This is a genomic window from Pedobacter sp. G11, assembly GCF_003860265.1.
GTDB classification, from domain to species: domain Bacteria; phylum Bacteroidota; class Bacteroidia; order Sphingobacteriales; family Sphingobacteriaceae; genus Pedobacter; species Pedobacter agri.
Genome location: NZ_CP034190.1, coordinates 4,031,072 through 4,051,590, shown reverse-complemented (window position 1 = coordinate 4,051,590; position 20,519 = coordinate 4,031,072). Strand labels below are relative to the sequence as shown.

12 protein-coding genes are annotated in these 20,519 nt (G+C 36.6%); 5 read left to right on the top strand and 7 right to left on the bottom strand.

Translation table 11 applies throughout. The annotated features are described in order from the left end of the window. Positions 1 to 6: 6 nt before the first annotated feature. From EA772_RS17450 to EA772_RS17435, 4 genes are all read right to left on the bottom strand, one after another. Positions 7 to 3,105 carry a SusC/RagA family TonB-linked outer membrane protein gene (locus tag EA772_RS17450; protein ID WP_246833986.1) on the bottom strand — a complete coding sequence of 1,033 codons (3,099 nt, stop codon included), beginning with the start codon at positions 3,103 to 3,105 and terminating at the stop codon, positions 7 to 9. Positions 3,106 to 4,195: 1,090 nt separating this feature from the next. Next, positions 4,196 to 5,038: a DUF1735 domain-containing protein gene (locus tag EA772_RS17445; RefSeq protein WP_168187592.1), complete on the bottom strand. Its 843-nt coding sequence runs from the start codon at positions 5,036 to 5,038 to the stop codon at positions 4,196 to 4,198. A 19-nt stretch (positions 5,039 to 5,057) separates the two neighbouring features. Further along, positions 5,058 to 6,650 carry a SusD/RagB family nutrient-binding outer membrane lipoprotein gene (locus EA772_RS17440; protein ID WP_246833985.1) on the bottom strand — a complete coding sequence of 531 codons (1,593 nt, stop codon included), beginning with the start codon at positions 6,648 to 6,650 and terminating at the stop codon, positions 5,058 to 5,060. 11 nt (positions 6,651 to 6,661) lie between these two features. Continuing rightward, positions 6,662 to 9,769: a SusC/RagA family TonB-linked outer membrane protein gene (locus EA772_RS17435; protein ID WP_124914308.1), complete on the bottom strand. Its 3,108-nt coding sequence runs from the start codon at positions 9,767 to 9,769 to the stop codon at positions 6,662 to 6,664. Between the two features lie 636 nt (positions 9,770 to 10,405). Here EA772_RS17435 and EA772_RS17430 point away from each other — a divergent pair. The 3 genes from EA772_RS17430 to EA772_RS17420 all read left to right on the top strand — a co-directional run bounded on the left by EA772_RS17430 (position 10,406) and on the right by EA772_RS17420 (position 14,093). Beyond that, on the top strand, positions 10,406 to 11,302 hold the full coding sequence (locus EA772_RS17430) for a 3-hydroxyacyl-CoA dehydrogenase family protein (protein ID WP_210405049.1): 897 nt from the start codon (positions 10,406 to 10,408) through the stop codon (positions 11,300 to 11,302). A 31-nt stretch (positions 11,303 to 11,333) separates the two neighbouring features. After that, on the top strand, positions 11,334 to 12,356 hold the full coding sequence (ruvB, locus tag EA772_RS17425) for a Holliday junction branch migration DNA helicase RuvB (protein WP_010600741.1): 1,023 nt from the start codon (positions 11,334 to 11,336) through the stop codon (positions 12,354 to 12,356). 228 nt (positions 12,357 to 12,584) lie between these two features. Further along, positions 12,585 to 14,093, top strand: coding sequence for a bifunctional GNAT family N-acetyltransferase/carbon-nitrogen hydrolase family protein (locus EA772_RS17420; RefSeq protein ID WP_010603007.1), 1,509 nt, complete (start codon positions 12,585 to 12,587; stop codon positions 14,091 to 14,093). Positions 14,094 to 14,152: 59 nt separating this feature from the next. Here the strand turns inward: EA772_RS17420 and EA772_RS17415 are convergent, their stop codons facing one another. After that, a complete protein-coding gene (locus EA772_RS17415; RefSeq protein WP_010603006.1) occupies positions 14,153 to 14,359 on the bottom strand; it encodes a hypothetical protein in 207 nt (68 codons plus the stop codon). A 136-nt stretch (positions 14,360 to 14,495) separates the two neighbouring features. Here EA772_RS17415 and queG point away from each other — a divergent pair, with 136 nt between their 5' ends. Continuing rightward, a complete protein-coding gene (queG, locus tag EA772_RS17410) occupies positions 14,496 to 15,431 on the top strand; it encodes a tRNA epoxyqueuosine(34) reductase QueG (RefSeq protein ID WP_124914307.1) in 936 nt (311 codons plus the stop codon). Between the two features lie 70 nt (positions 15,432 to 15,501). Here the strand turns inward: queG and EA772_RS17405 are convergent, their stop codons facing one another. Then, the gene (locus EA772_RS17405; RefSeq protein ID WP_124914306.1) at positions 15,502 to 17,367 is read right to left on the bottom strand and encodes a M1 family metallopeptidase; all 1,866 of its coding nucleotides are present in this window, start codon (positions 17,365 to 17,367) and stop codon (positions 15,502 to 15,504) included. Between the two features lie 41 nt (positions 17,368 to 17,408). Continuing rightward, on the bottom strand, positions 17,409 to 18,362 hold the full coding sequence (locus tag EA772_RS17400; RefSeq protein WP_124914305.1) for an exonuclease domain-containing protein: 954 nt from the start codon (positions 18,360 to 18,362) through the stop codon (positions 17,409 to 17,411). Positions 18,363 to 18,545: 183 nt separating this feature from the next. Here EA772_RS17400 and EA772_RS17395 point away from each other — a divergent pair, with 183 nt between their 5' ends. After that, positions 18,546 to 20,519 (top strand): transglutaminase domain-containing protein, encoded by a 1,974-nt coding sequence (locus tag EA772_RS17395; RefSeq protein WP_124914304.1) that lies wholly within the window; start codon positions 18,546 to 18,548, stop codon positions 20,517 to 20,519.

Genomic DNA, 20,519 nt, shown 5'->3' with positions numbered 1-20,519 from the left:
GTAATTTTAGAAGGTTAATGCTAAAGTTCCACCAAAATATCTGGTTGGAGGAGTTTGAGATAGTGAAGTTATACCCACAGCATTGCTATCAGAACCATTGCTACTTGTTTCTGGATCGCCTAATTTATTTGAATTCGGTACCCAAATAAATAAGTTACGTCCTTGTGCACTTAAGGTAGCTGTTTTAATAAATTTAATGTCTTTCAATACTGATGAAGGTAGGCGGTATGATATTGAAAGCTCTCTTAATTTCCAGAAATTTCCTGAATAAATATAGTTACTGGTTGTTCCTCGAAATTGACTGCTCGACCAAAATCCTGAATTACCAGTTGAAACTGCTATATTTTCGTTTGCTACATAGTTACCACTTGCTGCATCGAAATATGACGAATTAGGGAAAATGAATCTTTCTCTGTTATAGTAAACAGAACGAATACTCGATCCAGAGAATTCGAAAGTACTACCCGCACTTGAATACTGAACAAAATCACCTCTGTATTCAAATAATCCCGATAATGTTAAACCCTTCCATGATAAATTGAAATCTAATCCTAATCTATCTTTAGGCTGTGTATTGCCTAAAACATTTCCTGTGGTGGTTCCTACCGGATTACCAGTATTGCGATCTACAACTACTCTACCTTGTGAATCACGAATATAGTCTGTGCCAATTACGATTGGATAAGTTTGAACATTAACATCTCCGAAAATAGTGCCACTATTTTGTACGCCAATTCGTGATAAACCTGGAGTTAGTGATAATAATTTATTTTCGTTATGCGTATAATTACCACCAACTTCAAGTTTCCAGTTACCTTTGTTATAAGCTACTACATGTAAAGTACTTTCCAAACCGGCGTTGGTTAGTTCTCCAGCATTAAGAAGATAGGTTGTAAAACCACTTGTTGGTGCTATCTGTGCATTGATCGCTTGTCCTGTTGATCGGGTTTTGTAATAGGTTACATCACCATAAATGCGACCATTAAATAATCTAAAGTCTGCACCAAATTCATAACCGTTGGTAATTTCCGGCTTCAAATCAGGTGAAACTATCGAAGCACTTGGCGTATAGCCTGTACCATAGTTATAGCCAGTTTGCGATCCAAAAGTTGAGCGTAATGCATAGGTATCAACGTTTACGTTACCCACTTTTGAAATACCTCCCCTTAATTTCAAATAATCTAGTACTTTACTTCCTTTTAGCCATTCAAATGCATCCGTTGGAATAAACGAAACATCAACAGCTGGATAAAAGAATGAACGATTTGCTGGCGCCAACACCGAAACCCAGTCATTTCTGCCAGTTACATGTACATACAACCATTTTTTATATCCTACTGTAAAATCACCCCAAATACCATATCTTCTGGTATTTTCAATATTTTCTACTGCGGTGGGTGTACCAGTAATGTTTCCAAGATTATATAAATATGGTACTTGTAAACCACTTCCTGTAGAGGCCATATTTTTATAATTATAGCTTCTTAAGTTCGCACCAGCCAAAAGGTTGAAAGTGAAATCTTTAATATCTTTCTTTACATTAGCAATGAAATCGGTATTGAAGTTACTGTTCTGAAACATACGTTCTGAAACATTACTCGCTGAGTTCGATTTATACGATCCCGAACCCAATACGAAATCTGTATAAGTAAAACCATCAGAACCGGTTTTGCTTTCGTAATTACGATTACTTAAAGAGGCCCTGTAAATAAAACTTAACCAGTCTGTTGGATGATAATTCAACTCAGCTAATCCAGTAATATATACGTTCTTTTGATACTGACGGGCATTATCAATAGAAAAATATGGGTTAGCGTAATAATCATTATAGTAATTATTCGGGTTTGCCCAACTGCGAAGATCCTGCCAGTCGGTATAGCTTAAAAGCGGAATCTGGGCTGGAGTATTTAACAGGTTATTATAGATACCTGCGGTATTCGGTGTGGTATCGTATTTGTTTTGAGTAAAACTGATATTATATTTTGCTGAGAAATTCTTTGTGATATTCCTATCTCCATTAAATCTTAGTGCTATCCTGTTATATTCATCTTTTGGAGTGGTTCCTTTTCCGTTAAGATATTGAGCTGACATATAAGTAGATGATTTTTCGTCACCGGATGATAGCGAGAAGTCTGTTTGATTGGATAATCCAGTATCCCAAAAATCATATTTATCTCTATTAGGAGAATATTGTACCATTTGGGTCTGCCCGAATTGATTAACCCTACCTATTGGTCTCATGGTACCATCGAAAGCAGGACCATATTGTTGATTTTCAATTGGCTCATAAGTAACAGGATAATCGTCTGTACCAGAACCAAATCGGTTTTGTAACTCCGGATAAAAACTGATTTTTTCTACAACAGTAGTGTTTGAAAGTTTAATAATCGGCGCACCTTGTTTACCACGTTTCGTGTTTATAATCAAAACACCATTGGATGCATCTGAACCATACAATGCAGCACCACTTGCTCCATTTAATACAGTTAGTTCATCAACATCATCCGGATTGATATTTCCAAGCAATTCGTTTGGAACGATAGCTCCGTCTAATACGATTAGCGCCTGGTTATTTCCAGTAATGGAGCGGTCACCTCGCAGCACTAATCTATAAGATGGATTTACACCTGTACCTACAGCGTTAATTTGCAAACCTGCAACCTTTCCGTTTAATCCCCCAGCAATAGTTGGAGATTTACCTGCTGTAAGTTTTTCAGCATCAATCCTTGTAGATGCATAACCTTGTTCTCTTGCAGCCCGTTTGATACCCCCAGCCGCAATAACAACCTCATCTAATGTGCTCGCATTTGGATCCATAACCACATCAATAGTTTTAGATGATGTACTGATTTCCTTCGCGTTGTAGCCTACAAAGGTAAAAACTAAGAAATCTTTTTCGGATGACGGAACATTAATGCTATACAACCCTTTAGCATTTGTGACCACGCCCCGAGTGGTTCCTTTTAGCTTCACGCTTACACCAGGTATGGGCAGTCCATCGTCCTTAGCGGTTACCAAGCCCGTAATTGTTTTGTCTTGTGCATAGGTTTTCATACCAGATAGCACAAGAAAGAATAACAAACATTTAAGTAGTTTTCTTTTCATTTAAGTTTAGTTAATAGTGAATGATTAATAAAAAATATATCAAAGCCATAAAATTATAGCTGTAATATGCTAAGCAACATTTATAAATGAGGTAGAAATAGTTTGTTTGTTTTGTGAAAACCCAGTATTATGGATTTTCAAATCACTTCTTCAGTGTTTAATCAATAGAATTTCACTAGGGATAGATAAATAACAAAAATTAAACAATTACTTAACACAATAATATCTCAAAAATACGTTGTGTCAAAATTTATTTATCATATCATGTTGATTTTGATAAATTAACATACAGATGTGTTAATTTTGCATAGATATATCGCAATAAAATAAAAATTAATTGGTGTTTTTATATTTGAAGTATATTTATCAATCAATAAGCATTAAGAAAAATTAAAATATGTTGCTTATTGCCTTATTTAATGAAGTATTCGATAAATAAATTCTGTCACTTATATATTTCAAAGGAAATAACATGAAATACATTGAATAAATTCCAATTTCAAGGAATACGATATTTAATTATACTGTTTTTGGAACTGATGAGTCAAACGCTTACAAAAGTTGCATAGCAGGAAAAATTAGTTTAGCCTTTGAAAGCTACCGTAAAAATAAATAGAGATACGCCATCCAGCCATATCTCTATTTTAACTAATCATTAACTAACCTAAATTTACTAGGAAGTACCTTTATAAAAACGTCGTTGTCATTACACTTCGACGGCTATTTTCTTTTATTTATCAAGCAATTAAAAAGCCTTTTTGTTTTCTTGATGAATCAAATTTCCGTCAAAAAACCTGATAAAAAAAGTTTGTATCGATGAATATCGGCTTTGTATCGATTAATCAAGTGATTAATAATTTTAACATTTCATTTAACATATTTTAACTTTATATTTTTGTTAATCAGCATTTTAAATATTAATAATTACATTAAAATATCACCTTATTTTAGACGATAATAATGACATCAATATTATGCGAAAACTATGTAGATCATAGCAGGGATTTCATCGAATGAATTCTACAACTTAAATAAAATAACAAAGGCTTCACCATTTACGGTAAAGCCTTTCTCTATTTTTTTCGGTCATTTATCTTGACCCAGTATAGGTAAAAGTCTCTTCAAATGTTCTTGCACCATTTGCTTGTTTCCAAAATACCGTCATAACTTTAGTAGTTGGATTCCAGTTACTTCTTGTATCCTGTGGAGTTTGCACACCTAACGATGGACAAGTTACGGTAACTAAATTCGTTACCGGATCAACTGTATAGGTTACGACATTAGTATAGTTAGATAATAATCCTGGATCGATTTGCACAGTATATTGTCCAATAGTTACCAATTTTGTACTCACTGATCTGTTTGGCAATAAGGATGTTGCTGCTGATGTTTTATAAGCATACACACCGTCATAATCATTTTTGGCAATTATTCTAAATAGTCCTTTTCCATAATTACCACTAATTGTTCCTGCTGAAGAAGATTTTATGATTATACCTAAAGCATAATTTTTAGTAAAATCAAAGGCAGCAGTCTTAACTTTGATATGCAATGTGGCTTTTTTTTCTCCTTTCGGAATAACTACCGTATACGTTGGTACGGTATAAAGCGAAACATCTAACACGGTAAGCGGTACCGCTGTAGTAGTCATGGTACTAACAATAGTTGGATCGAATGCCAAAGTAACGGTAACGTCTTCTGGAGCAGCATCTGCTCCGGTATAATTCACAACTATTGGACAATCAACCTCAGCTTGCGCCGCAAATGATTTTGATGAGGTTGCATAAGCAGTAGAACTTGCTCTTGCAACTAAATCGGCAAGTTCAATTATACCTGAAGAGCCGTTTTCAGCATATATTCCGTCTTCTTTGGTACATGATGATATGCCAAAAAACAAAATCATCATGGCTAAATATATTTTATAAGTTTTCATTTCTTTATGCTTTATTGATTTAATTAACATCCCAGAAAATCTTCGAGGTATATGCGTTCAACCCTGTCGGAACATTTGGATTTAAGTTATATTCAGTAGTTGGATATAGGTTTCTTACCGGGAGGCGATCGGCCGAGGTTGCTGAAGACTGTAGCGAAACAAAAGTGGTTGTTGCCGCTGTACCTGATATAGCTGGATATCCCGTTCTTTTGTATTCCTGCCAGGCCTCATAACCATTCACAAAATTTAATGCGATGTATTTTTGCGTAATAATCGCTTCCAGTTTTTGTGCATTGGTTGTGGCGAGTGAATAATTCACCAAATAACTTGCCGGATTCGCTGCCTTATAAGCGGTTAAATAAGTAGTTAAAGCAGCATCAGTTGCCGATGTAGTGGTCGTGCCAGACTTCTGAAGATAATTATAAGATGCCTTTATTCCATTTTCGAAGTTGGTTGCAGCATCTCCTGATAATAAGTGGCCATTTAATGCAGCTTCCGCCAAAAGAAAATAGGTTTCTGCAGCTGGCATAATTAGCTGACCCATTACCCTGCTTTTTATGATGCCTTGTGTTTCCGGAGCATTTAATGCTGTACCTACACCGATATACCAAGCAGGATAACCAGAAATCCACGAAGAAACACCTGTTTCATTTCCCAATTGATTAATTGGGGTGGTCCCAGCAGTAAAGTTTTTGTAAATCAATGCGCCACGACTTGCATCAGTTAATTTTCCTCCGTTATAAAAAGCGTAGATCCATCTGGTTGGAATTTGCTGGGCGGCGTAGCTTCCATTGCTCCCTGTATAAGTAGAATGATAAGTGTTCCAGATTGGATTTTGTCTTGCACTCGTACTTACGTAACCTGGATTTATGCTTATATCTTCTGTTAGAAAACCTTCTACAGAAAATGTATTAAAACCAGCAGCTGCATAAGACGCCAATGTTCCAGCCTGTGCCCTGGTTAAAATGCGGAGTTTGATGTTGTTTGCAAATTTGATCCACTTGGTTACATCGCCCTTAAACATTACGTCGGCACTACCTAAAGCTGTTACCACAGAACTTGATCCATAAGTTTGAAGATCTTTGATGGCCGCATCTATTTCTGTAACAAGCGACTTGTAAACTGTAGCTGCATCATCATAATGTGGAGTAAGATTATCAACACCGGCTAAACCTTCAGAATAAGGTACATTACCGTATTCATCTACCAGAATCTGATAATAATAAGATTTCATCACCCGGGAAACCGCGTTATATAATACAAACTTATTTATTCCGGTGGTAGATGTAATGATGTATTGATAACTTCTGAGATCAGAAAATGCAGCATTAAATAAACCATTATTTGTTCCTGAATTCCAGTTGTAAGTAAAGAAAGTTGAACCGGTAAATGAATAGCCACCTGCATTTGCTTGATAGCCGGCCATCCAGGCACCATAATTGAAATAGGTAACAAAGTTTGATGCAGTATTATTTAATGCTGCCGGCAAAACCAGATTTGGAGAAGATTCAGTTGCCGAGTTTGTATTTTCGTTTATATCCAGGTATTTCTTACAACCTAAGGCTGTAAAAATGATGACCGAAAGGATAGTTAATTTTAAAATTCTTTTCATAATTCTTGTCATTAAAAAGTTAATGATATAGTACCACCATAATATCTTGTAGGAGGCGTTTGAGATAGTGAAGTAATACCAACCGCATTGCTATCAGCTCCATTATTACTGTAATCAGGATCTGCGTATTCATTTGATTTTGGCATCCAGATGAAAAGGTTTCTGCCTTGTGCACTAATGGTTGCCGATTTAATGAACTTTACATTGCGAAGTACTGATGAAGGAAGTTTGTACGCCAGTGAAAGCTCCCTCAACTTCCAATAGTTTCCTGAATAAACATAATTACTGGTCACACCAGAATAAAGGCTACTGCTTGTCCAAAAACCTGCACCACCATCAGATACCGTAATGCTATTGTTAGCCACATAGGTTCCTGATGTAGAATCATAGTATGAAGAGTTAGGGAAAATAAACTTTTCTCTGTTATAGTAAGCACTTCTGGCAGATGAACCAGAGAAATCATAAGTTGATCCGGCGGTGCTATACTGAACATAATTTGATCTGTATTCAAATAATCCTGAGAAAGTTAGCCCTTTCCAGCTTAACTGAAAATCCAATCCCAATCTATTTTTGGGAATTGTATTTCCAAGGATATTCCCTGTAGTCGTACCAACGGGATATCCTGTATTCTGATCAACCACTACTCTACCTTCAGCATCCCTGATATAATCAGAACCAATAATAACAGGATAAATCTGACCCACCTGACCATAAATTGTAGTACTATTGCTTACTCCGATGCGGGTTAAATCGTTTGAGAGTGAAACCAGTTTGTTATCGTTATAGGTATAGTTACCGCCTACCGTTAATTTCCAGTCGCCTTTTCTAATTGGCGTAAAGTGTAAAGCTGTTTCTAAACCCTCATTCGTTAACTCTCCGGTATTTAAAAGATAATAGCTATAACCTGTTGTTACCGGTACACCAGCAGTAATGGCCTGGCCAGTTGAGCTGGTATTATAATAGGTTACGGTACCATCAATTAATCCATTTAACAATCTAAAATCAACACCACCTTCATACCCTGTAGTAATTTCTGGCTTTAAATTATTAGAAACCAATGTATTATTAGGCGTATAACCTGTACCATAGCCATAACCGGTCTGCGAATCAAAAGTAGATTCCAAAGCGTAAGCACCACCATTTGTAGTATTACCTACGTTTACGTTACCTACTTTTGATACACCTGCCCTGATTTTCATATAATCGATTACTTTGCTGTTTTTCAAAAAAGAAAAAGCATCAGTTGGAATGAATGAGATATCTGCAGCAGGATAAAAGAAAGAACGGTTTGCGGGTGCTAAAACTGATACCCAATCATTTCTTCCTGTTAAGTGCAAGTACAGATACTTTTTGTAACCTAATGTTACATCTGCCCATACACCATACTGGCGTGTATTATAATTGGTTTCGCTGGCTGATGGCGTTCCGGTAATGTTACCTAAATTATAAAGTTCATTAACCTGCAAACCACTTCCTGAAGCTCCAAGATATTTGTAATTGTAGCTTTTTAATGAAGTACCTATTAATGCATTAAGTGAAAAATCTTTGTAATCTTTCTTAATATTTGCAAAAAAGTCTGTACTGAAGTTACTTGTCGTTAATGTTTCATCAGATACGCCACTGCTTTCATTTGTTTTAGCAGAATGATCTAGTGTATACTGCGTATACGTATAACCCATTGTGCTGTTTTTATTCTTATAATAACGGTTACTGATTGCCGCTCGGTAAGTAAAATCAATCCAGTCAGCAGCTTTGTATTTTAACTCTAATAATCCAGTTAGATATTCATTTTGAGTATTCTGTCTGTAGTTATCAATAGCCCAATATGGATTTTCGTAATAATCATTGTAATAATTATCAGGATTTCCCCAGCCAGAGGTATTCTGCCAATCTTGATAAGATAACAGCGGAATCTGCGCTGGTGTATTTAAAAGGTTGTTATAGATTGTAGATGTAGCACTGGTAATATCATATTTGTTTTGCGTATAACTTGCATTGTAATTAGCACTGAAGTTTTTAGTAAAATTTCTAGATCCGTTATATCGCAATGATGTTCTGGTGTACTTATCTTTAGGTGTTGTACCTGATCCATCTAAATACTGAGCCGATAAATAAGTTGAAGATTTTTCATCAGCTGAAGAAATAGAGAAATCGGTTTGATTAGACACTCCTGTATTCCAGAAATCATATTTATCATCCGTGGCGGAGTATGTAGCATATTGTTGTGTGCCATTCTCTAATAAACGCCCAATTGCCTTGGTTGAACCATCGAAAGCTGGTCCGTATTGTTGATTTTCAATTGGATCGTATATCTGCGCATCAGAAGTTGAACCTGAACCAAAGGTATTTTGTAATAAGGGATAAAAGCTTACCTGTTCTAAAACTGTTGTATTCGAAAGTTTGATCACCGGTGTACCAACTTTTCCTTTTTTAGTGGTGATGATTAATGCACCGTTTGACGCATCAGATCCATACAACGCAGCCCCACTGGCTCCGTTTAAAACCGTGATATCTTCAATGTCATCAGGATTAAGATTACCAAGCAATGCATTGGGAACGACAGCACCATCTAACACAATCAAAGCCTGATTATTTCCTGTGATAGATCTGTTTCCCCTTAGCACTAAGCGATAGCTTGGATTAACACCACTACCTACAGCATTAATTTGTAAGCCTGCAACTTTACCCACTAAACCTCCTGCAATAGTGGGCGATTTTCCTGCTGTTAACGTTGATCCATCAATCCTAGTCGATGCATAGCCTTGTTCCCTTGCGGCCCTTTTGATACCACCGGCAGCAATAACAACTTCATCCAATACACTAACATCAGATTCGAGAACCATATCAATAGTTTTAGCATTGACATTGAGTTCCCTTGTTTTGTAGCCAACAAAGGTAAACACGAGTACATCGTTGTTGGTGGTTTTAATGGAATAGGCTCCGTTTGCACCAGTTGTAACCCCATTGTTTGTTCCTTTAACTTTTACGCTTACCCCAGGAATTGGTAATCCGTCTTCTTTGGCAGATACCACCCCCGTAACAATTCTTTCTTGTGCGGATACCCTGGTAACCAGTAGAACAATAAAGAACAACAAACACTTTAGTAGTTTTCTTTTCATTTACATTTAATTTTAGTTTAATAGTTGATAATGTTTGTTGAAGAATTAATCATAACAAGGCCGCGACAGTACTGGAGAGGTACGCCCAAATGAACTTGTAAAATGATTAGTTTAATTTTTCATCGTATTAGGAAAACTTGAGGAGATTTCCAGTTCGTTGCGAACAAGTGCGATGATTAACAATTCAGCCTCTAAGAAATGGCAACGAAAAAAAATAAAATGTTAAGTATCGATAAAACCAACTATTGTATCGATCAATCATTTTAACAATGTTAAAACTAAATAAATCTGATTTTATCTGATAAATTTTACTATTACAGCAAGAAAAATGGCTGATAAGTTATTTTTTATTTAACATTCTTAGCGAAACACTAAAATAGTTTCCTGTAAAGATGAAGTGGTAATACATAAACAATTCTCTAAGCGATAAATATTGCACGATGGATCAAAACATCAGGCTAAATGGCTTTTCTCTGCAGATGCAGAGCGAAAATCACAAATATCAGGATACATTTTTACTTATTTTAATAAAATTAGCAATATGAAAACGATGATCATTTTTTGGAGACTAAACAATATCTTTGAAAGCCTCGTAAAGAGATTTAAGTTTATGAGCTAAACAAAATCATTTTCGTCATGATTAAAAATATTTCAGTAATTGGATCAGGTACAATGGGAAATGGGATTGCGCATGTATTTGCTCAGTTTAATTATCAGGTAAATCTGATCGATGTCAATCAAGAAGCGCTTGATAAAGCTATTTTAACGATCACTAAAAATCTCGATCGACAGATTGCAAAAGGAACATTATCCGAAGAACAAAAGCTAATTACGTTAGGAAACATCAAGACTTTTACTGCAATGAAAGATGGCGTTCAACATGCAGATCTTGTTGTTGAAGCTGCAACAGAAAACATCGATTTAAAACTTAAAATCTTCAAAGATTTAGATCAGTTTGCACCATCCGATGCAATTTTAGCCTCAAATACTTCGTCAATATCTATTACGCAAATTGCAGCGGCTACCAATCGTGGCGATAAAGTAATCGGCATGCATTTTATGAATCCTGTTCCGTTAATGAAGTTGGTGGAAGTGATTCGGGGTTATCAAACAAGCAACGAAACAACAAAAACCATCATGTCACTTTCTGAAAGCCTGGAAAAGATACCTGTTGAGGTAAATGATTACCCAGGTTTTGTAGCGAACAGGATTTTAATGCCAATGATTAACGAAGCCATTTATACTCTATATGAAGGTGTTGCGGGTGTTCATGAAATCGATACGGTGATGAAGTTGGGCATGGCACACCCGATGGGTCCACTTCAACTGGCTGATTTTATAGGTTTAGATGTTTGTTTGGCAATATTGAAAGTATTGCATGATGGATTTGGAAATCCTAAATATGCCCCTTGTCCGCTATTAGTAAATATGGTTACTGCAGGAAAAAAGGGTGCAAAAACCGGAGAAGGCTTTTACAAATACACCGCTGGATCAAAGGAATTAATTGTGGCTGATAAATTTAAAAAATCCTAATTTTTTTAGCATTTAATTTTATATTTGCTCTATGAATGAAAATCTTGATCCAGATGCAAGCAACTTAACACCTACCGATAGAGATATTGAAAGGGTTTTAAGGCCACAAGCTTTTGAAGATTTTACCGGACAGGAGAAAGTGATGGAGAACCTGAGAATTTTTGTTCAGGCGGCTAAACTTCGCGGCGAAGCACTTGATCATGTGCTGCTTCACGGCCCTCCGGGATTAGGAAAAACAACGCTTTCTTACATTATTGCCAATGAGATGGGTGCTGGAATCAAAGTTACGTCTGGTCCGGTATTAGATAAACCTGGTGATTTAGCTGGCTTACTTACGGGGTTAGACACGGGCGATATCTTATTCATTGACGAAATCCATCGCCTCTCTCCTTTGGTTGAAGAATATTTGTATTCGGCCATGGAAGATTTCAAGATTGATATCATGTTGGAGACAGGTCCAAATGCCCGTTCCGTTCAAATTTCCTTAAATCCATTTACACTGGTTGGCGCAACTACACGGTCGGGTTTGTTAACAGCGCCTTTGCGGGCTCGATTTGGTATCAATTGCCGTTTAGCTTATTACGATGCAAAGCTTTTAACCACTATTGTGTTGCGCTCATCTGATATTCTGAATACACCTATTGATGATGAAGGTGCTTATGAAATTGCCCGAAGAAGTAGAGGTACGCCTCGTATTGCAAATGCATTGTTACGTAGAACAAGGGATTTTGCACAAATTAAAGGTACTGGTAACATCGATCCTGAAATAGCAAACTATGCTTTAAACGCATTAAATGTAGATGAACATGGTTTGGATGAAATGGACAATAAGATCTTGGTTACCATTATCGATAAATTTAAAGGTGGTCCGGTGGGCTTAAAAACCATCGCTACGGCTGTAGGGGAAGATGAAGGTACGATTGAAGAAGTTTATGAGCCCTTTTTAATTCAGGAAGGTTACATTATGCGCACTTCCCGCGGACGAGAGGTAACAGAAGCAGCATACAAACATTTGAAGAAAAATTTCCCTGGCCAGACCGGGAAATTGTTTTAGTTTTTTTCGTCGCAGATGTTAAATTGTTTATTTATATCTATTTAAAACGCTATTTCTCCAATAATATCTGGCCATATATTATCTGCTCATGATCACATTTGCATCGCTATCGTTATGATAGTTCTTAAAGGTCATTGCACATCAAACTAGGAAGACGCTTGGTAGAAACCTTAAATAATATGAACATTTAGGCCACTTTTCTGTTCATCAATGTAGAAATCAAACATTATGAATATAGAAATACGAAAATTAACGCTGGAAGACTATGCCGATTTAAAAGAATCAATGTTGCAAGCGTACGATAGCATGGGCGGTTCTATTTGGCCCAAATCAAGTATTGCAAAACTTCTAAATATTTTTCCTGAAGGCCAGCTTTGTATTGCCGTTGATGATAAAGTAGTGGCTTGCTCACTTTCTATTATTGTGGAATATGACGAATATGGAGATCGACATACCTATAAATTAATCACCGGAGATTATTCTTTTACCACTCACGATCCAAATGGTGACACTTTGTATGGCATCGAAATTTTCGTGCATCCCGAATTCAGGGGTTTAAGGTTAGGTCGCAGGCTTTATGAAGCAAGAAAAGAACTCTGTGAGAGTTTAAACCTCAAAAGCATCATCGCCGGGGGAAGAATACCAGGTTATCACCAATATGCCCAAACCCTTTCTCCAAGGCAATATATTGATAAAGTAAAGTCGAAAGAGATTTATGATCCTACTTTAACCTTCCAAATTTCAAATGATTTCCACGTAAGAAAAGTATTAAAAAATTATCTTCCTGGAGATAAAGAATCGAAGGAATATGCAACTTTAATTGAGTGGAATAATATCTATTATCAGGGTTTAGATGCTTCAGCACGTTCGGCTATGACCATCCGCTTAGGGCTGGTTCAGTGGCAAATGCGTTTGTTTCCGGATATGGAATCATTTTATGAGCAGGTAGAATTTTTTGTAGATGCGGTAAGTGGATACAAATCAGACTTTGTGATGTTTCCAGAGTTATTTAATACACCTTTGCTGCAGCCCTATAATCATCTACCGGAAATTGAGGCCATGCGGAAACTGGCTGAAAAAACAGAAGAAATCGTCGCCAAAATGCATGAATATGCATTGAGTTACAATATCAATATTATTACCGGAAGTATGCCCTTACTAGATGGCGGTAAACTATACAATGCTTCTTACCTGTGCCATAGAACGGGCAAGATTGATGAATTCCGTAAAATTCACATCACGCCAAACGAACAAAAATATTATGGTATGGTAGGTGGTGATAAGGTTCAGGTTTTTGATACAGATTGCGGTAAAGTTGGTATTTTAATCTGCTATGATGTCGAATTTCCAGAATTAAGTAGAATTTACTCCGATCAGGGCATGCAGATACTTTTTGTACCTTTTTTAACAGATACACAAAACGGATATACCAGAGTTCGGCACTGTGCCCAGGCCCGGGCGATTGAAAATGAATGTTATGTCGCCATTGCGGGCTGTGTGGGTAACCTTCCTAAGGTTAATAACATGGATATTCAGTTTGCACAATCTGCCGTGTTTACACCATCTGATTTCGCCTTTCCCACCAATGCAATCAAAGCTGAGGCCACTCCGAATACTGAAATGGTTTTATTAGCCGATGTAGATCTTCATCTGCTGGATGAGTTGCACCACTATGGAACAGTAAAAATATTGAAGGATAGAAGAACGGATTTGTATCAAACCAAACTTTTAAAATAACACAGCATAAAAAACGCCGGTCGCATCAACAACCGGCGTTCATTATAAACTAAAGCTAACTATTTTTTCATCGCAAACCATACGATCAGGCCGATAACCACTGCAATTGGGATGATCCATTTTAAAACTGATCCTGCTCCGTTTTCATCTTTTTCTGTTACGGCAGGTTGCGCCGGTCCGGGATCTTCTTTATGACTTTCGTAATCTTTTTCTATCGGCTTAGGAGCTTCTCCCGATTCCGTATGTTTTGGATCTATATTTTCCATAAGTATTGTTGAGTAAGGTTCTTTTAATCCAGTTCTTTGAATGTTAAAGAACTGCAATTAATTAATTTAGTTTTCTGTAAATAGAACAAGCGATTGTTAAAAAGGTTTTGGTTCTTAAGCCTTATCTTTGCATTTCGTGTACAACAATGCTGTAAAATATAGCCAACTCATAAAAGATGAAGCCATTAGGCTCGGCTTCCTGTCGTGTGGTATTTCAAAGGCCGAATTTTTGGAAGAGGAGGCGCCGCGGTTGGAACAATGGTTGAATAAGAATCATCACGGCGAGATGAAGTATATGGAAAATTACTTCGATAAACGTCTTGATCCCCGCCTGCTTGTTGATGGTGCAAAATCAGTGATTTCTCTATCCTTAAATTATTATACTGAAGAAAAACAGGCAGATCCGAATGCGCCTAAAATTTCAAAATATGCATACGGACAAGACTATCACCATGTAATTAAAGACAAGTTAAAGGCATTAACTCATTTCATTGAAGAAAATATAGGAGAAGTATCTGGCAGGGCCTTTGTTGATTCTGCACCGGTGCTCGACAGGGCCTGGGCAAAAAAATCAGGCATTGGCTGGGTTGGGAAAAACTCTAATCTCATCAGTAAAACCGATGGCTCATTTTTCTTCCTGGCCGAGTTGATTATAGATCTGGAGCTGGATTATGATCACCCCTTTCAAACCGACCATTGCGGAACCTGTACCCGATGTCTTGATGCATGCCCAACAGATGCGATCATTGCCCCACAGGTGGTTGATGGAACAAAATGCATCTCTTACTTAACCATTGAGCTAAAGAATGAGATTCCAAACGAGTTTAAAGACAAAATGAGCAACTGGATGTTTGGCTGTGATATTTGTCAGGACGTATGCCCCTGGAATCGCTTTTCGAAAGTCCATTCGGAAGCAGCATTTAAAGCTGAAAACGGTTTGCTGGATTTAACTGAAAAAGATTTGACAGAGATAACCGATGAAGTTTTTAAAAAGGTTTTCAAAGGCTCAGCAGTAAAGAGAACGAAGCTAGCCGGCTTAAAAAGAAATATAGATTTTTTAAAAACGGAGTAATCCGTCATTGCAACATAAAAGGCATCTGTTTATAAAGATTACCGTATGAAATGCAATGACAGATACCTTATTAGTTCACATTAAAGCTGTTGTCACTTTTAACTTTATCGGGTACATGGCTACTTCCCATTACCACCCTACTCAATTTTTTATCAGTTTTAATTTTTATCTCTACCTGCTTTGTAGCATTTTCCCAAATACCGATGCTGCTGTGACGCGTTTCTTTTGAACCATCACTGTAAGTTAATGTCAAGTCTATCGGCAGTGCTTTAACGCCTTTATTTTCTACTGTTACAGTATATCCGACAGAATTTTTTTCAACAGATTTTATTGCCATATCTAAAACGCCTCCTTCAAAAAACCATGGTTTCCAAAACCAGTTCAGGTTTTTGCCACTTCCTTCATTTATGCTGTTAAAGAAATCATACGGCATTGGATGTTTTCCATTCCAGTTCTTAATGTAGTGATGAAGTGCTTTGGTAAATAGTTCATCACCTAAATAATCTTTAACATATAAATAAGCTAAGCCAGGTTTGGGATAAGAATTAGTAAAACTTCCAGATCCTTTCAGATCGGGTGTTAATGTCATGATTGGAGTGTCGTCTTTGCTTCCTGATGATGAAGCGGTTGGCTGAATACCATATTCATCCACAATAGTCGAATCAATCATTGGAGAAATCAGCCACTCACCTATGGTTGCCCAGCCTTCGTCCATCCAACCGTATTTGGTTTCATTTATCCCCATATAAAACGGGAACATGGTATGGAAAATTTCATGATCAGTTAAGGTGATGGCATCTTCTCTGTTATCTACAGGGTTATCATTTACCATCATCGGATATTCCATTTGATCTAAACCATCAAAAATAGTTTCGTGGTTATAAGGAAATGGCCATTTAGGAAATTTGTAACTCATCGATTCAACTGTTTTCCGGGCAAAGTCAATCACTTCATAATAATCTCTATGTTTTGGATTAAAAACTGCATCAACCCGTGTTCTGCGTTTTGTTTTCGGGTCAACAACTAAACTGGTAGATTTCCAGAGATAATGGTCACTTAACGCAAAAACAAAATCCGTAACATTTTTAGCTTCGAACTTAAACGTATTGAAGGTATTGGGTTGCGTTACTTTTTTGCCTGTTAAATCCTCATTGGTAATCACATCTACAACAGCATCGTTTTTTTCAGCATTCAATAACCTCGATACAATCTGTTTCTGGAAAACATCATCAGGATTTGTTAAATCTCCAGTAGCCCAAACACTATATCCAGCAGGTACCTTAATTTGAGCCTTAAACTGATCGAAATCATTATAAAACTCTTCGGCACCAGTGTAAGGATATTTATTCCAGCCATCCACGTCATCATAAACAGCAATTCTCGGAAAAAAATAAGCAATGAAATGAGAGCCTTCGTCCACCTGTCCGGTGCGGACATGCGATCCTTTATTGACGGTATAGTTGTAATTGAATTTGAATTTAATTGTTTTACCAGGCAACAAAGGCTGGATGGCGATTTGCATGTTAGTACCATCAATTTGCAAATGACTGAGTCCAAGTTGTTGATCGTTCTGCAAGACCGAAGTAATTTTCACGCCTTCACCCAAGTCTGATTCAGAAATTTTTGATTTCCTTGGTGTTCCTTTTTTATACAGATTAGGATAAAGTTTAAACCAGATTTCTTTCAAAGTATCAGGACTGTTATTGGTGTAAACTACCTCAGCTTGTCCTTTCAACAATCGCGATACAGGATTGAAATCAACTACCAGATTATACTTTGAAGAATTTTGCCAATACTGCTGACCAGGTTTACCTGAGACTGAACGGGTTCCCTTTTCATATGTATTCTGAAACACTGGTTCAATGGGAAGCTGAACCTGTGCATTTGCACAAATTGCAGTGAACAGCAAAATGCCTGCTATTTTTATTGATTTCATTCTAAATGATTGACTGACAACTATTATGACAGATGCTGAAATTACTTACCAAATTTCATCTTTAACTGCTCCAACATATCTGTATTTATAGGCTGAGCTGGTTTTTCAGGCTTAGGCTGTGGCTTTTGTTGATATTGTGGTCGTTGCGCTGGCGCATTTTGTTGCGGTTTTGCTGCACGGTTTTCATTTTTCTTTGCGTTAAACTTCGCCCACTCTTCGTCTAATTTTTTCTTGGTGTAAAGCGGGAAATCGCCCTGTTTCATCCAGGCATAATAACTTGGCTCTACGGCAAACACCTGTGCTGTAGTTTTACCTTTATGTTTACCAAAGTTAAAGCAAACTTCATTTTTATCGTTATAAACCATTCTTCCCGCAAAATCTACAGGTTTGTGAATATTGGTGAAAATATGCAAAGCCTCAACATCGTTTACAACCGGAATACTCTTGTTTCCTTGCTTATCTTCAAATTCCTTCTCCTTATACATTTCAAGCTGACCAAGCAAAACTTTGTAAGTTGCGATTACATCAGCTTCAGCAGCATGGGCATTCACTAAATCTTCCTGACAATAAAATTTGTAGGCTGCTTTTAATGTACGTTGTTCCATCTGGTGGAAAATATTTTGCACATCAACAAATTTCCGTTCGTTCATATCAAAATCGATGTCTGCCCTCAAAAATTCTTCTAAAAGCATCGGTATATCAAATTTATTAGAGTTGTAACCGGCTAAATCGCTATCTCCTATAAACTCGGCAATTTCTTTTGCCAAAACCTTAAAAGTAGGCTCATTTGCAATATCTTCATCGTAAATACCATGAATTAATGAAGTTTGCAAAGGAATTGGCATTTCCGGATTCACCCGCCAAGTTTTAACTTCTTCAGTACCATCTGGCATCGCTTTTAAAATGGCTATTTCTACAATTCTATCAGCGCCTACATTTATACCGGTAGCTTCTAAATCGAAAAAGGCTAGCGGACGTTTTAAGTTTAATTTCATTTTATTAGATATGAGAAAGATGACATAGCATAACACTAGGTCGATTTTATATGTTTATTCAAAAGTGCTAAAAAGGATTGATTAGTTTATAAAACCGCTAATTAAATTCAAAATATAATTTTCAAATTATTTCTGAATATTAAATCCTAGCTTTAAATTGCCATAAATTAAACAACGCCCTCCATGAAGAAATTCCTGTTCCTCTTTCTATCATCTATTCTATCTATCACTGCTTTTTCACAAAACTTCGATTACGGTGCCATCACCTATGATGATTATGAATTTGATAGAAAAAAAATAGACAGTAATGCCAATGCGGTTGTGCTCAAAGAGTTTGGTACCGCAAGAATTGATATTGATGATGCTACTGGCCGTTTAGAACTTGTTTTTGATTACCATGTGAGGATAAAAATCTATAACAAGGAAGGCTTTGACAACGCTAATGTGATTGTTCCACTATATAAAGATGATACGCGTGAAGAAACCATCAATGACTTAAAGGCGTCAACCTTTAATTATGTGAGCGGAAGATTTGTTGAAACTGCTATGGATAGAAAAGCTACTTTTTTTGAAAACAGATCCAAGTATACTAAACTGCTAAAATTCACCCTGCCTAATTTATCTGAGGGGTCAATTATTGAATATAGTTACCGCTTAAAATCTCCAAACCTATTTAACTTCAAAACGTGGAATTTTCAAAGTAACATCCCGAAGGTAATTAGTGAATACCAGGTACTTATTCCTGGGCTCTATAATTACAATGTTTCGCTTCGGGGTTATCAGAAACTAACCGATCAGAAGGTGGAATTGTTACGCGAATGCTTACGCTTGAACGGAGCCACTATTGATTGTTCAAAGATTACCTATCTAATGAAAAATGTGCCTGCTTTTATCGAAGAAGATAATATGACAGCACCGAGCAATTTTAAGTCTGCCGTTTATTTTGAACTTTCTGACGTGGTTAATCCTTCGGGTGCGAAAACATCCTATACCAAAACATGGAAAGATGTTGATTATGAGCTTACCAGCGATAAATCTTTTGGTTCGCAAATGAAACGCAAAGATGTTTATAAGGAATTAATTCCAACCATTATCAAAGATGCTACTGATGATTTAAATAAAGCTAAAGCGGTTTATAATTATATCAAAAAACAGGTAAAGTGGGATAATTATTATGGTATTTACAGCGTAGATAATATTAAAAAATCTTTAGAAAACCGATCGGGATGCGTTGCAGATGTAAACCTTAATTTAATTGCTGCACTTTCTGCTGCAAATCTCGATGCTGAAGCGGTTATTCTGTCTACCAGGGAAAACGGTACCATAAACAAACTTTATCCCGTAATTTCTGATTTCAACTATGTTGTAGCTAAGGTTAACATTGACGATAAGAGCTACATGTTAGATGCTACCGAACCCTTACTGCCTTTTGGATTATTGCCCTTGCGCTGCATGAATGATCAGGGACGTGTGATTAATCTGAAAAAGCCATCTTATTGGATTGATTTAAAAGCCAGTCAGAAAACAGTAACCAATTATATTTTAAATGGAAAACTTAATCAGGATGGTAAAGTGATCGGAACCTTAAGCACAATTTCTCAGGGTTATGCTGCATATAATAAGAGAAAAGAAATTAAACGATACACTTCAGCTGATGAATTTGTAGAGAAATTGGATGATCGATTGACAAAAATTAAGATTGTGAATCATACCATTGATAATCTGGATAGCGTTGAAAACCCGCTTACAGAAAATTACGAAATTGAATTCACCGTAACTGATGGTTCCAATAACAACAATTTCTATTTAAGTCCATTTTTCATCAATGCAATTACCATAAACCCGTTCAACTTGAATGTAAGAACCTATCCTGTTGATTTAGGTGTTGCATCTGATGAGCGGATCATCATCAACATCGATCTTAATCAGCATTATAATCTGGTAGAAAAGCCAAAAGATATGGCCATCGGACTTCCAAATAATGGTGGAAGATATTTGCTTCAAACGCAATTAGACGGAAAAACGCTATCATTAAGTCAGATTTTGCAGTTTAATAATGCCATTTACGAACCTGATGAATATCCCTATCTGAAGGCCTTTTACAGTAAGATTATTCAAAATCAGAAAACGGAATATTTGTTGAAAAAGGCTGATTAA